Origin of the sequence: Streptosporangium canum, from assembly GCF_900113865.1 — a bacterium.
In the GTDB taxonomy this organism is placed as follows: domain Bacteria; phylum Actinomycetota; class Actinomycetes; order Streptosporangiales; family Streptosporangiaceae; genus Streptosporangium; species Streptosporangium canum.
In genome coordinates this window covers 188,005-200,788 of sequence record NZ_FOQY01000003.1, presented here as the reverse complement: position 1 = coordinate 200,788, position 12,784 = coordinate 188,005, and the positions used below count along the sequence as shown (strand labels likewise).

Here is a 12,784-nt window from a genome sequence, read left to right as displayed (position 1 = left end):
GTCAGTCAAACACGGTCGGAATGGCGGCGTAGCCCCGGGACAGCTGGTGGGCTTCGGCGGGGAGCTCGGCGACGGTCCGGCGGTGCCGGAGGCGGGCCGCGTCCAGCCCCTCCCGGCCGACGATCTCGCCGTCGCGGAGCAGTTCGGCCTGGAGGGGACGGGAGCTCTCGGGCCGCTCGCCGGAGACGGTGACCAGTTCGGCGACCGCCGTACCCGCGGGGTCGAGCTGCCGGAACGCCTCCTTGCGGCCGCCCCGGCTGGGCTTGCCCACCGATCTCTTGGCCACCGGCTGCATGATCCCGTTGGAGTCCTCCCGGGCGACGAGCTTGTAGACCAGCGCGGCCGTCGGCACGCCGGAGCCGGTGACCAGCGAGGTGCCGACGCCGTAGGCGTCCACGGGGGCGGCGGACAGCGCCGCGATGGTGTATTCGTCCAGGTCGCTGGTGACGAGGATCCGGGTCTTGTCCGCGCCCAGCGCGTCGAGCTGCGCGCGGACCTCGTGGGCGACCTCGGCCAGGTCGCCGGAGTCGAGGCGGACGGCACCCAGGTCGGGGCCCGCCAGCTCCACGCCGGTCCGTACGGCCTCCGCCACGTCGTAGGTGTCGACCAGCAGCGTGGTGCTCTCGCCGAGCGAGTCGATCTGGGCCTGGAAGGCCTGCTTCTCCGAGTCGTGCAGCAGGGTGAACGCGTGGGCCGCGGTGCCGGCGGTCGGCACGCCGTACCGGTGGCCGGCCATCAGGTTGGAGGTGGAGGCGAACCCGCTCAGGTAGGCGGCCCGCGCGGCGGCCACGGCCGCCGCCTCGTGGGTGCGGCGCGACCCCATCTCGACGAGCGGCCGGGTCCCGGCGGCGCGGGCCATGCGGGAGGCCGCGGTGGCGATCGCGCAGTCGTGGTTGAGGATCGACAGGATCACCGTCTCCAGGAGTACGGCCTCGGCGAAGGTGCCCTCCACGGTCAGGATGGGGGAGCCGGGGAAGTAGCACTCGCCCTCGGGGTAGCCGTACAGGTCGCCGGAGAAGCGGTAGCCGGCGAGGAAGTCCAGGGTGGGGGCGTCGACCACCTGGTTGTCCCGGAGGAACGCCAGCTCCTCGTCGCCGAACCGGAAGTCCTCCAGCGCGTCCAGCACGCGGCCGGCGCCGGCGACCACCCCGTAGCGCCGTCCGCCGGGGAGCTGCCGGGCGAACACCTCGAAGACCGTGCGTCGCGACGCGGCTCCACTGCGCAACGCCGCCTGCACCATCGTCAGCTCATAGTGATCTGTCAGCAACGCACTGCTCATGCTCATCATCACGAGTCGAAGACTAAGCCCGCCGTAGGGCAGACTGGTGTATGTGGGTAGCACCGCTCCAATGGAGGTCGAGCGTCCGTCGATCGACGTCCGGCCTGATCTGCCATGGTTGACCATCGTCTGGAACGACCCGGTCAACCTGATGTCCTATGTCACGTATGTCTTCCAGTCCGTCTTCGGTTACTCGAAGGAGAAGGCGGAGAAACTGATGCTCGACGTGCACCAGAAGGGCAGAGCCGTGGTGTCCAGCGGCACTCGCGAGGAGATGGAGCGCGATGTGCAGATCATGCACTCCTACGGTCTCTGGGCCACCGTGCAGCGAGATTCATGAGCGGCGGCGGATCCGCCGCCGCCCGTCCCGCGGTCTCCCCCGGGGCGGCGGGGGAGCGGGTTTTGCCGGAAACGGGCGAGGAGCGGTGAGCGAGCGGTGAGTTCAGGGTTCAAGCGGGGGCGCAAGGGCGGCGTGATCACCGTCTTCGACGCCGCCGAGGTCTCGATCCTGCGTTCGCTGGTCTCCCAGATCCTCGGCCTGATCGAGCCCGGCGAGACCGGGGACGACCCGCTGGAGCGCGCGCTCGGCATCGGCCCCTCCGAGCAGTCCGCGGATCCGGTGCTGGCCCGGCTGTTCCCCTCGGCCTACGAGGACGCCGAGCAGTCCGCCGAGTTCCGCCGCTACACCGAGGCGACCCTGCGCGACGGCAAGCGGGCCGACGCGCAGACCATGCTCGACAGCGCCGAGCCCGGACGGGTCGAGCTCACCCAGGAGCAGGCGCAGGCGTGGATGCGCGCCCTGAACGACGTACGGCTCGCACTCGGCACCCGGCTGGAGGTGACCGAGGAGGTCCACGACGAGCTCGCCAAGATGACGGAGGACGATCCCCGCTATCCGGCGTACGTCACCTACGACTGGCTTACCTACCTCCAGGACACCCTGGTCCGTGCCCTTTGGTAACTTCCTGACATGCTCACGATCTCCCGGGAACTGGTTGACAAGATCATCGCGCACGCCCGGGCCGACCACCCGGACGAGGCCTGCGGCGTGATCGCCGGGCCGGTCGGCTCCGACTCCCCCGAGCGGTTCGTCGCGATGGAGAACGCCGAGCGGTCGCCCACCTTCTACCGCTTCGACTCGATGGAACAGCTCCGGGTCTGGCGCGAGATGGACGACCGCGACGAGGAGCCGGTGGTCATCTACCACTCCCACACCGCGACCGAGGCCTACCCCTCACGGACCGACATCAGCTACGCCTCCGAGCCGAACGCCCATTACGTGCTGGTCTCCACCCGTGAGGAGCTGGGCGAGGAGGCCGAGTTCCGCTCGTACCGGATCGTCGACGGCGTGGTGTCCGAGGAAGAGGTGACGGTCACCCCGGGGTGACCGGCGTCCCAGTGGCCGATACGGCCGTGAGGGGAATCGTCCCCTTGGGTAAGCTGATGCCCATGTCGACCGTTGACCCGAGCCTGGAGGACGTCGTGATCCCACGTACCGGCGCACGGGCCCGGCGCGCGGGTCTCACGGCCGTGCAGAGCTTCCTGTTCGCGCACACCCCCTCCGTCGTCGTCTACGACTGTCGCTGACCGGCAGTTCTGGAATCCTCCCGTACCCACCGGTGTTCTGATCCGGGGGCGGTACTCCCATGACGACACAAGGAGATTGACCGCGATGGCCATCGAGGTTCGCATTCCGACCATCCTGCGCACCTACACCGACGGCGCCAAGGCCGTCGACGCCAAGGGCGCGACGCTCGACGAGCTGATCGGCGACCTGGAGTCCCGGCACCCCGGGCTCAAGGACCGTCTCATCGACAAGGGCGCGCTGCGCCGCTTCGTCAACGTCTACCTCAACGACGAGGACGTCCGTTTCCTGGGCGGCCTGGAGACCCCGCTCTCCGACGGTGACACGGTCACCGTCCTGCCGGCCGTGGCCGGCGGCTCCCGCTAGGGGCGCGGCGCCGCCGCGCCCCGACCGGCCGGCGGCGCCCGCCGATGTTCCTTGTCTGTTGACACGAGGCGGAAGCCGTACACCATGCGCTTTGACTCACTGATCGACTCCGTAGGCCGCACCCCCCTGGTCGGCCTGCCCCGGCTGTCCCCGTCGGAGGACGTGCGGATCTGGGCCAAACTGGAGGACCGCAACCCGACCGGCTCGATCAAGGACCGCCCGGCGCTGTGGATGATCGAGCAGGCGGAGAAGGACGGCCTTCTCCGGCCCGGCTGCACGATCCTCGAACCCACGAGCGGCAACACGGGCATCTCGCTGGCGATGTCCGCCGGGCTCAAGGGCTACAAGCTGATCTGCGTGATGCCGGAGAACACCTCGGAGGAGCGCCGCCAGCTCCTGCGGATGTGGGGCGCGGAGATCATCTCCTCCCCGGCGGCCGGCGGCTCCAACGAGGCGGTCCGGGTCGCCAAGGGCCTGGCCGCGGAGCACCCCGACTGGGTGATGCTCTACCAGTACGGCAACCCGGCCAACTGGCGCTCCCACTACGAGACGACGGGTCCGGAGATCCTTGAGGACCTGCCGTCCGTCACCCACTTCGTGGCGGGTCTCGGCACCACCGGCACCCTGATGGGCGTCGGCCGGTTCCTGCGCGAGCGCGTCCCCGATGTGCGGATCGTGGCCGCCGAGCCCCGCTACGGCGAGCTGGTCTACGGCCTGCGCAACGTCGACGAGGGCTTCATCCCGGAGCTCTACGACCCCGACGTGCTGACCACCCGATTCTCCGTCTCCTCCGGCGACGCGCTCCGCCGCACGAGAGAGCTGCTGGCCACCGAGGGCATCTTCGCCGGGGTCTCCACCGGGGCCGCCCTGCACGCCGCGCTCGGCATGGCGGCCAAGGCCGTCAAGGCCGGGGAGCGGGCCGACATCGCCTTCGTGGTGGCCGACGGCGGCTGGAAATACCTGTCCACCGGCGCCTACGAGGGGACCCTGGACGAGGCCGAGGAGCGGCTCGAAGGCCAGCTCTGGGCGTAGACGGAGAACTCTGGGCGTAGACGGAGAACTCTGGGCGTAGACGGAGAAGGCGGGCGCCCTGTCGGGGCGCCCGCCTTCTTCTCCGTCCGTGTCCGGCCGGGGACGGTGCCCGGCCGGACGGGACTCAGTCGAACAGGACCCGCAGGGAGAAGGAGGCGTCGGTGCCGGACTGCGTTCCGCTGATCCCTACGGCGCGCAGCTGCTGGAGGTTGGCCTTGTCGTCGCCTTGCATGCTCTCCAGGTAGAACTTCTCGACCTTGTTGAGGTCGACGTAGGCGGCGAAGGTCGCCGCGCCGGCGTCGGGGATCGCGAGCTGGAACGTCTCGTCGTCGACCAGGCTGCCGTCCTTGGCGAGTTCGGCGGCGTAGTCCTGCGAGCTGGCCAGGACGAAGGTGCCGTCACCGGGGACCTTGGCGAGCTGCGGGACCGAGGTGCCCGAGTCGGCGAGGAACTTCTCGATCTTTCCGACGACCTCCTGCGCCTTGGCCGGGTCGGTGGTGATCCGGGCCCCGAACTTGGGCTGGTCGCCGTCGAGGCCGTTGGCGTCCACCGCCAGGGTGAGGTTCTTGCCGAGCAGCGTCGCCAGGTCGGCGGGGAGCGCCAGCCCGTACTTCTGCTGGGCCTCGTTGGCGAACTGCTGGAAGCTGCCGCCGCCGCCGGCCTGGTCGGCCGACTTCATGATCTGGGCCCACTGCTTGCCGATCACGTCGCCGAGACCGGAGATCGAGATCGCGCCGGCGGTGGAGGCCGGGAGCTGACCGATCTTGGAGGGCTCGGGCTCGCCCATGCCCTCCAGGGCCTTCGCCCCGCGGCTGATGCCGGCCAGCTCGACGTACTGGCCGTCGAAGCGGAGCGCGCCGGCCACGCGGGCGTTCTTGATCTGCGCGAGGGTGGCGGGATCCTGGGGGGCGATCTCGGAGGCGAGGTCGGCGAGCTTGCCGGCGTCCATCCAGAAGGAGAGCACGCCGGTCTCGCCCAGGGCGCTCAGGTCGTCGGAGAAGTTGGCGTCGTCGGACAGCGGCGCCGCCTTGGCGGCCTGGTCGGCCTCCGGCTGGGTGGCGGTGAGCAGCGCGTAGTCCTCACGGAACGCGATGCCGTACTTCTCCTCGTTCATCAGCTTGGCGATTCCCGCCTTCGCCTTGGCCTCGTCGGTCACCTGGACGGCGACCACGAAGCCGGGCTCGGCGCCCTTCTTGGCCGGGGGGAGCGCGGCCAGGCCGACGCGGTCGCCGAGCCACGGCTGGACATCGGCGGCGTAGTCCATCTTGTCGAAGCCGCTCTTCTTGGCCAGGTCGAAGATGGCCTTGCGCGGGTCGTCACCGGTGAAGGAGTCCTTGGTGACGGTGAACTTCTGGGCGATGCTGAACAGCGCCAGCTTCTGGTTGGCGGCCGGGTCGAAGTCGAGGCGCACGTACCCGATGGCGTTGCCGGGCAGCACGTCGTGCGGCTGGGTGCCGCCACCGCTGAGCAGGTTGACCGCGAAGGCGCCGCCGCCGCCCACGAGGACGACGACCAGGGCGGCGACCACCGCGATCAGCCAGCCCTTGCCGCCCTTGCGGGCGGGCGGGGCCGGCTGTCCCGTACCGAGGAAATCGGGGCCCTGCTGCTGCCAGCCGGGCTGCTGGCCGTAGTTCTGCTGCTGGTAGCCCGGCTGCTGGTAACCGGGCTGACCCTGCTGCTGGTAGCCCGGCTGGCCCTGCTGCGGGTAACCGCCCTGCGGCTGGCCGTAGTTCGGCTGCTGCTGCTGGTAACCGGGCTGGCCCTGCTGCTGGCCGTAGTTCTGCTGGGGGTATCCAGGCTGCTGCTGGTAGCCGGGCTGGCCCTGCTGCGGATAACCGCCCTGCTGGGGGTGGCCCTGGGCGTGCGGTTGGCTGTTCTGCTGCGCACCCTCGTTCCAACGGTAGGCGATCGTCCTGTCAGGCTGCTGACCTGGTGTAGGCGACTGGTCGGGGGGATTGTTGGCAGGCATGCTCACTCACAATGTGGACTTCTCGGATATACAGAAGTTAGTGCACATTGGTAGCAGGCGGCTTGCATTGAACTAACCAGGAGATTGCTCTATCTAAGGGGAATCAGACTCGTTCCAGCGTTTTGACGGGTTTTCTCAGCATGATCTCGCCGTTGCCGGTGGAGGCCACCGCGTCCCACGAGACGAGGCTGCTGCCGGTGTAGAGCAGCCGGAACGCCATTCTGAACAGCCAGCTCGTCCGGTTGTCCGGGTCACGCGTGAGCCCCAGCATCACCGGGGCCCGCCGGTGTGAGACGACCAGGCCGGAGACCGTGAACTGCTGCTGCATGCCGAAGTTGGCCCTGCGGTTCCTCGCCATCCGGACGTCCACCACCTGACCCACCCATACGCCCTCCGAATCCCACACCGACTGACCGATCAGGTCACCGACTCCCGCCATCCCCGACCTCCTGCGAAATCTCCGGAAAATGGTTATCAGTCTTTCAGTGAAATCACGTTTTCCCAGGTAGCGGCACGCGTTGGAGGTCGGTGCGGCGCAAGCGGCGAGGACTGGGTAAAGTAAGCGCTCTAGAACAAGGTTCGGGAGCATGGATGACGAAGTTCGACGAGGCGACGCAGGCCATCCGGGTGGACGAGACCACCTATGACGTGTGCCTGGACCCCGGATACTCGATCGGCGGGCCGCTCAACGGCGGATACCTGATGGCCGTGCTCCTGCGCGCCGTCGTGGACGCCTCGCCGCACGGCCATCCGGTGACCACCAGCGCGCAGTTCCTGCGCGCCCCCCGGCCCGGCCCCGCCCAGGTCAGGCTGGAGCAGATCAAAGCCGGCCGTACCGCCGCGATGACCCGGGCCACCCTGATCCAGGACGGCAGGTCCTTCATCGAGACGCTCGTCACGACGGCGACCCTGGGCGACGTCACCCCCGACTGGACCGACCGCCCCTCGGCGGTCATGCCGCCCGTCGAACAGTGCGTCGTGCTGCCCGCCCCCAAACCCGAGTCGAACATGACGCTCAACGCGCAGATGGAGATGGCGTTCGACCCGCCCACCGTCGGCTGGCTCGACGGCAACCCCACCGGCCGGCCCGAGGCCCGCGCCTACTTCCGGATGGCCGAGCCGCAGGACCCCGACCCCTACGTGCTGGCGCTGGCCGTGGACGCCCTGCCGCCGGTGGTCTTCTCCGCCGGAGCCCGCGGCTGGGCTCCGACCGTGGACCTCACCTGGCACCTGCGGGCCCTGCCCGCCCCCGGCTGGCTCACCCTGCTCGGCAGCGGCCGGATGATCAGCGACGGCTGGTTCGACGAGGAGGTCGAGGTCTGGGACTCCGCCGGCCGCCTGGTGGCCCAGTCCCGCCAGCTCGCCCGGGTGGGCAGAGGCTGAGCCACGAATCAGCGTTGTGAGGATTCTTACCGTGAGCGGTCGTCCCAGGTCGCCTAACCTTGGGAACCGTGTCGCAAGCGAGTATCGGAATCTTTGACAGCGGTGTGGGCGGCCTCACGGTGGCCAGGGCGATCATCGATCAGCTGCCCAATGAATCGATCTTCTATGTGGCCGACACGGCGCGGCAGCCGTACGGCCCCAAGTCCATCGCGCAGGTCCGCGCCTACGCGCTGGAGGTGATGGACCACCTCGTCGAGCACGACGTCAAGATGCTGGTGATCGCGTGCAACAGCGCCAGCGCGGCGGTGCTGCGGGACGCGCGCGAACGCTATGACGTGCCGGTCGTCGAGGTGATCCAGCCGGCGGCGCGCCGGGCCGTACAGGCCACCCGCAACGGCCGGGTCGGGGTGATGGGGACCCGGGCCACCATCGAGTCGATGGCCTACCACGACGCGTTCGCCGCCGCCCCCGACGTCATGCTGACCGGGGTGGCGGCGCCCCGGCTGGTGGAGTTCGTGGAGCGCGGGGAGACGATGAGCGAGGAGCTCATCGAGGTCATCCGCGGCTACATGAGGCCGGTGCTGGACGACGGGTGCGACACGCTGATCCTGGGGTGCACGCACTACCCGCTGCTCACCGCGCCCATCTCCTACGTCGCGGGAGACGGTGTCACGCTGGTCTCCAGCGCCGACGAGACCGCCAAGGACGTCTACCGCATCCTGCACGACCGGGGCCTGGCCGCGGCGGGCGGCACCCCCCGCCACCGGTTCGGCGCCACCGGCGACACCGTCCTGTTCGAGCAGCTCGGCCGGCGCTTCCTCGGGCCGGAGATCCAAGCGGTCGAGCTCGCACCGGTGGGCGACGTCCCCGGCAACGGACAGCACCCGTGAAGACGGCGGCCACCGGTATCCGGGCGGCGTCCGTGAAGACGGCGGCCACCGGCAACGGACAGCGCCCGTGAAGACGGCGGCCACCGGTATGCGGACAGCACCCGTGAAGACGGCGATCCCCGACATCCGGGCGGCGCCCGTGAAGACGGCGGCGACCGCCGTCCGGGCCGTGACGTGCGGCACCGCGACGTGAGAAGGCAACGTAAGAAGGAGGAGGCCGCCGTGAAATTGACGATCATCGGGTGCTCTGGAAGCTTTCCCGGCCCGGACAGTCCCTCCTCCTGCTATCTGCTGGAGGCCGAGGGGTTCCGCATGCTGCTGGATTTCGGCAACGGCGCGCTGGGCGCGCTCCAGCGGCACATCGGCCTCTACGACGTGGACGCCATCTGCCTGTCCCACCTGCACGCCGACCACTGCCTCGACCTCTGTCCCTACCATGTGGTGCGCACCTACTCCCCGCAGGGGCCGCTCCCCAGGGTGCCGGTGCACGCCCCCGCCGACGCGCCCCGCCGCCTGGCCGCCGCCTACGGCATGCCCGACGAGCCGGGGCTTGAGACGGCCTTCGACTTCGTACGGCTGACGCCGGGCGTGTTCGAGGTGGGCCCGTTCCAGGTGACGGCCGCGCGGGTGAACCACCCGGTCGAGACCTACGGGTTCCGGGTCTCCTACGGCGGGCGCTCGGTGGCCTACTCGGGAGACACCGGCGAGTCCGCCGAGCTGGTCAAACTCGCCTCCGGGGCGGACGTGCTCCTGTGCGAGGCCTCCTTCCTGGAGCGGCCCGGCCTCCCCGCGGGCCTGCACCTGACCGGCCGCCAGGCCGCCGAGCACGCGGCGCGGGCGGACGTGGGCACGCTGGTGCTGACCCACCTCGTGCCCTGGTACGACCGCGAGCAGATTCTCCAGGAGGCGTCCCTGGGCGGTTTCGGGGGACGGACCGAACTCGCGCGGAGTGGGGCCCTATATGACCTAGGGTGAGTTTCATGGCTCGTGCAGATGGACGTTCTCCCGATCAGCTCCGCCCTGTCACCATCACCCGTGGCTGGCTCGCCCACGCCGAGGGGTCGGTGCTCGTCGAGTTCGGCGGCACCAAGGTGCTCTGCGCCGCCTCCGTGCAGGACAGCGTGCCGCGCTGGCGCCGGGGGAGCGGCCAGGGCTGGGTCACCGCCGAGTACGCCATGCTGCCCCGGGCCACGAACACCCGTAACGACCGGGAGTCGGTGCGCGGCAGGATCGGCGGCCGGACGCACGAGATCTCCCGCCTGATCGGCCGGTCCCTGCGGGCCTGCGTCGACTACAAGACCCTCGGCGAGAACTCGATCGTCATCGACTGCGACGTGCTCCAGGCCGACGGCGGCACCCGCACGGCCGCGATCACCGGCGCCTACGTGGCGCTGGCCGACGCGGTCGCCTGGATGCGCGAGCGCAAGATGTGCAAGGGCGACCCGCTGATCGACTCGGTCGCGGCCGTGTCGGTCGGCGTCGTCGGTTCCACGCCTCTGCTGGACCTGTGCTACACCGAGGACGTCGCCGCCGAGACGGACATGAACGTGGTGATGACCGGGAGCGGCGAGTTCGTGGAGGTGCAGGGCACGGCCGAGGGCAAGCCGTTCAACCGCGGCGCCCTGGACGAGCTGCTCGATCTGGGTGTCGCCGGCTGCGCGGAGCTCACCCGCCTGCAGCGGGAGTCGCTGGCGTGAGCGCGGAACGGACCGGCGGCCCCGGCGCGCCCGCCGGCCGGGTGGTGCTGGCCACCCGCAACATGGGGAAGATCGTCGAGCTCCGCCGCATCCTCGCCGACGCCTCGGTGCCGGTGGAGATCGTCGGGCTGGAGGAGTTCCCCGAGATCGGCGACGTCGCCGAGACAGGTCTGACCTTCGCCGCGAACGCCCTGCTCAAGGCGCACGCCGTCGCCCAGGCGTCGGGCCTGCCCGCGGTCGCCGACGACTCGGGCCTGTGCGTCGACGCGCTGAACGGCATGCCGGGCATCTTCTCGGCCCGCTGGTCCGGCAGGCACGGAGACGACCGGGCGAACCTGGAGCTGCTGCTCGCACAGGTGTCCGACGTGCCGCGCGAGCACCGGGGCGCCCACTTCGCCTGTGCCGCGGCGCTGGCCCTGCCCTCAGGGCAGGAGCGGGTCGCCGAGGGGGCCCTGCGCGGCCTGATCATCGACGCGCCACGCGGGACCAACGGCTTCGGCTACGATCCGATCTTCCTGCCCGAGGGGGAGAGCCGGACGACCGCCGAGCTGTCGGCGCAGGAGAAGGACGCCATCAGCCACCGGGGCCGCGCCTTCCGCGCCCTGGCGCCCATCCTCGCCGAAGTGATCTCCTAGCAGGCCCCGAGCGCCGAGGGCGAACGGCGGCAGCCGCAGCCGGGGGAGCTTCCGGTGGACCGGGACGGCCGGCGTGACGAGTCCGGCTGGTCCGTGGAGCGATCGGCGCGTCCCCGGCCCACCCCGCCCCTCTCCTCCGACGTCCGGAGCGGGGCCGGCGGTCCCGTAACCGGGGCGTAAGATCCTGCGCCCTCCGATGGGCGTAGCGTCGGAGGATGGAGAGCAACAGGCGCGTGCCCCTGTGGGCGGCGGCGCTGATCGGCCTGGTGTCCGGTGCGGTGGCCGTCGGGGTTTCCCTGCTGGTCGCGGGCCTGGTGAAGGCCTCGGCCTTCCCGGTCGTCGCGGTCGGCAACGCCGCCGTCGACCTCACCCCGGCCGCGCTGAAGGACTTCGCCATCCGCACCTTCGGCGAGAACGACAAGACGGTCCTGCTGACCGGCATCTTCCTGGTCCTCGCCGTGATCGCCGCCGCCGTCGGCGTCCTGGCGGTCCGGGACATCCGGTACGGCCTGGCGGGCCTGGCCGCCTTCGGCGTCGTCGGCGTCCTGGCCGTCCTGACCCGTCCCGGCGCCGCCGCCGTGGACGTCGTCCCCACGGTGGCGGGCGTCGCCGCCGCCATGTTCGCCCTGCACCGCCTCGTCGCCCGCGCCCTGGCCCCGGAGACCGGCCCGCGTGAGGCCGGTCCGTACGATGCCGGCCCGCACGGCGGGAGGGTCGCCGTAGGAGGCGGCGGGGAGGAGCGGAACGGCGGGGGGTCCGCAGGGGGAGGCGGAGGGGAGGAGCGGTACGGCGCGCCGGTCCCGCCGGTCATGCGGGCGGGCAACGGCCCCTACCCGTTCGACCGGCGCAGGCTGCTGATCGGGACGCTGGGGGGAGTCGCCGTCGCCGGAGTGGCCGGCCTGGCCGGGCGGATGCTGTCGAGCCGGGCGGAGGTGGCCGCGGCCCGGGTCGGCATGGCACTGCCCCGCCCCGCCGTCCCCGCCGCGCCGCTCCCGGCCGGCGTCGATCTGAGGATCAGGGGACTTTCGCCGTTCGTCACCCCGAACCACGACTTCTACCGGGTGGACACCGCCCTCGTGGTGCCCCAGGTGGATCCCCGGAGCTGGACGCTGAGGATTCACGGCATGGTGGACAGGCCCGTCGAGCTGACCTTCGCCGACCTGATGAAACGCCCCCTGGAGGAGGCCGACATCACGCTGTGCTGCGTCTCCAACGAGGTCGGCGGCCCGTACGTCGGCAACGCCCGCTGGCTGGGCACCAGCCTGGCCGGCGTCCTGCGCGACGCGGGGGTGCGGAAGGGGGCCGACATGCTGCTCAGCACCTCCGCCGACGGCTGGACCTGCGGCACCCCGGTGGACGTCGTCCTCGACGGCCGCGACGCGCTGCTGGCCTTCGGGATGAACGGCGAGGCGCTCCCGGTCGAGCACGGCTTCCCGGTCCGCCAGGTGGTTCCCGGCCTCTACGGCTACGTCTCGGCGACCAAGTGGGTGACGGATATCAAGGTCACCAGGTTCGACCGGGACGAGGCCTACTGGACGCCCAAGGGGTGGTCGGCCATGGGGCCGGTCAAGACGCAGTCGCGCATCGACCTGCCGAGGGACGGCGCCCGCGTCGCGCCGGGCCGTACGGTGATCGCGGGCGTCGCCTGGGCGCAGCACAAGGGGGTGGAAGCCGTCGAGGTGCGGATCGACCGGGGGCAGTGGCGTCAGGCGCGCCTGGCCGTGGCGCCGACCGCCGACACCTGGCGCCAGTGGGTGGTCGACGACTGGGACGCCACCCCCGGCAGCCACACCATCGAGGTGCGGGCCACCGACGCCACCGGCTACACCCAGACCCCCGACCTCGCCCCGGTGGCCCCCGACGGGGCCACCGGCTGGCACACCGTCAGCGTCGACGTCGCCTGACGGGGCGTCTTCCCCGATCTGCCGGGCCGGAGCCGGGGCCCGGG

15 protein-coding genes are annotated in these 12,784 nt (G+C 70.9%); 12 read left to right on the top strand and 3 right to left on the bottom strand.

Features of this window, described 5'->3' with window-relative positions; genetic code table 11:
* Window position 1: 1 nt before the first annotated feature.
* Window positions 2–1,285: a nicotinate phosphoribosyltransferase gene (locus BM085_RS05575; RefSeq protein WP_245789140.1), complete on the bottom strand. Its 1,284-nt coding sequence runs from the start codon at window positions 1,283–1,285 to the stop codon at window positions 2–4.
* 64 nt (window positions 1,286–1,349) lie between these two features.
* Between BM085_RS05575 and clpS the strand changes: the two genes are divergently transcribed.
* From clpS to BM085_RS05545, 6 genes are all read left to right on the top strand, one after another.
* The gene (gene clpS, locus BM085_RS05570) at window positions 1,350–1,619 is read left to right on the top strand and encodes an ATP-dependent Clp protease adapter ClpS (RefSeq protein WP_031159029.1); all 270 of its coding nucleotides are present in this window, start codon (window positions 1,350–1,352) and stop codon (window positions 1,617–1,619) included.
* Window positions 1,620–1,715: 96 nt separating this feature from the next.
* On the top strand, window positions 1,716–2,240 hold the full coding sequence (locus BM085_RS05565) for a DUF2017 domain-containing protein (RefSeq protein WP_093885941.1): 525 nt from the start codon (window positions 1,716–1,718) through the stop codon (window positions 2,238–2,240).
* A gap of 9 nt (window positions 2,241–2,249) precedes the next feature.
* Window positions 2,250–2,666, top strand: a complete 417-nt coding sequence (locus BM085_RS05560; RefSeq protein ID WP_093885940.1) for a M67 family metallopeptidase — start codon at window positions 2,250–2,252, stop codon at window positions 2,664–2,666.
* Between the two features lie 62 nt (window positions 2,667–2,728).
* Entirely contained in the window at window positions 2,729–2,866 is a 138-nt protein-coding gene (locus BM085_RS44200; protein ID WP_177244963.1) for a hypothetical protein, read from the top strand.
* An 85-nt stretch (window positions 2,867–2,951) separates the two neighbouring features.
* Complete coding sequence (locus BM085_RS05550; protein WP_012888463.1) at window positions 2,952–3,230, top strand: MoaD/ThiS family protein; 279 nt, start codon at window positions 2,952–2,954, stop codon at window positions 3,228–3,230.
* 84 nt (window positions 3,231–3,314) lie between these two features.
* Window positions 3,315–4,262, top strand: a complete 948-nt coding sequence (locus BM085_RS05545; RefSeq protein WP_031159022.1) for a PLP-dependent cysteine synthase family protein — start codon at window positions 3,315–3,317, stop codon at window positions 4,260–4,262.
* 124 nt (window positions 4,263–4,386) lie between these two features.
* Here the strand turns inward: BM085_RS05545 and BM085_RS05540 are convergent, their stop codons facing one another.
* Together BM085_RS05540 and BM085_RS05535 are read right to left on the bottom strand one after the other, a co-directional pair.
* Entirely contained in the window at window positions 4,387–6,231 is a 1,845-nt protein-coding gene (locus BM085_RS05540) for a DUF3352 domain-containing protein (protein ID WP_093885938.1), read from the bottom strand.
* Between the two features lie 103 nt (window positions 6,232–6,334).
* Window positions 6,335–6,670, bottom strand: coding sequence for a hypothetical protein (locus tag BM085_RS05535; protein WP_093885937.1), 336 nt, complete (start codon window positions 6,668–6,670; stop codon window positions 6,335–6,337).
* A 152-nt stretch (window positions 6,671–6,822) separates the two neighbouring features.
* Between BM085_RS05535 and BM085_RS05530 the strand changes: the two genes are divergently transcribed.
* From BM085_RS05530 to BM085_RS05505, 6 genes are all read left to right on the top strand, one after another.
* Window positions 6,823–7,614 (top strand): thioesterase family protein, encoded by a 792-nt coding sequence (locus BM085_RS05530; RefSeq protein WP_093885936.1) that lies wholly within the window; start codon window positions 6,823–6,825, stop codon window positions 7,612–7,614.
* Window positions 7,615–7,682: 68 nt separating this feature from the next.
* Window positions 7,683–8,504 (top strand): glutamate racemase, encoded by an 822-nt coding sequence (gene murI / locus BM085_RS05525; protein ID WP_093885935.1) that lies wholly within the window; start codon window positions 7,683–7,685, stop codon window positions 8,502–8,504.
* 222 nt (window positions 8,505–8,726) lie between these two features.
* Window positions 8,727–9,479 carry an MBL fold metallo-hydrolase gene (locus tag BM085_RS05520; RefSeq protein ID WP_093885934.1) on the top strand — a complete coding sequence of 251 codons (753 nt, stop codon included), beginning with the start codon at window positions 8,727–8,729 and terminating at the stop codon, window positions 9,477–9,479.
* A 5-nt stretch (window positions 9,480–9,484) separates the two neighbouring features.
* Complete coding sequence (gene rph, locus BM085_RS05515) at window positions 9,485–10,201, top strand: ribonuclease PH (RefSeq protein ID WP_093886150.1); 717 nt, start codon at window positions 9,485–9,487, stop codon at window positions 10,199–10,201.
* Window positions 10,198–10,836, top strand: a complete 639-nt coding sequence (locus tag BM085_RS05510) for an XTP/dITP diphosphatase (protein WP_093885933.1) — start codon at window positions 10,198–10,200, stop codon at window positions 10,834–10,836. The genes rph and BM085_RS05510 overlap by 4 nt, the downstream gene beginning before the upstream one ends.
* Window positions 10,837–11,051: 215 nt before the next feature.
* On the top strand, window positions 11,052–12,740 hold the full coding sequence (locus BM085_RS05505; protein ID WP_093885932.1) for a molybdopterin-dependent oxidoreductase: 1,689 nt from the start codon (window positions 11,052–11,054) through the stop codon (window positions 12,738–12,740).
* Window positions 12,741–12,784 lie beyond the last annotated feature (44 nt).

Excerpts from the sequence above, each read along its gene's own strand:
- BM085_RS05575 (WP_245789140.1), bottom strand. The coding sequence starts at position 1,285 with ATGAGCATGAGCAGTGCGTTGCTGACAGATCACTATGAGCTGACGATG.
- clpS (WP_031159029.1), top strand. The coding sequence starts at position 1,350 with ATGGAGGTCGAGCGTCCGTCGATCGACGTCCGGCCTGATCTGCCATGG.
- BM085_RS05560 (WP_093885940.1), top strand. The coding sequence starts at position 2,250 with ATGCTCACGATCTCCCGGGAACTGGTTGACAAGATCATCGCGCACGCC.
- BM085_RS44200 (WP_177244963.1), top strand. The coding sequence starts at position 2,729 with ATGTCGACCGTTGACCCGAGCCTGGAGGACGTCGTGATCCCACGTACC.
- BM085_RS05550 (WP_012888463.1), top strand. The coding sequence starts at position 2,952 with ATGGCCATCGAGGTTCGCATTCCGACCATCCTGCGCACCTACACCGAC.
- BM085_RS05545 (WP_031159022.1), top strand. The coding sequence starts at position 3,315 with ATGCGCTTTGACTCACTGATCGACTCCGTAGGCCGCACCCCCCTGGTC.
- BM085_RS05540 (WP_093885938.1), bottom strand. The coding sequence starts at position 6,231 with ATGCCTGCCAACAATCCCCCCGACCAGTCGCCTACACCAGGTCAGCAG.
- BM085_RS05535 (WP_093885937.1), bottom strand. The coding sequence starts at position 6,670 with ATGGCGGGAGTCGGTGACCTGATCGGTCAGTCGGTGTGGGATTCGGAG.
- BM085_RS05530 (WP_093885936.1), top strand. The coding sequence starts at position 6,823 with ATGACGAAGTTCGACGAGGCGACGCAGGCCATCCGGGTGGACGAGACC.
- rph (WP_093886150.1), top strand. The coding sequence starts at position 9,485 with ATGGCTCGTGCAGATGGACGTTCTCCCGATCAGCTCCGCCCTGTCACC.
- BM085_RS05505 (WP_093885932.1), top strand. The coding sequence starts at position 11,052 with ATGGAGAGCAACAGGCGCGTGCCCCTGTGGGCGGCGGCGCTGATCGGC.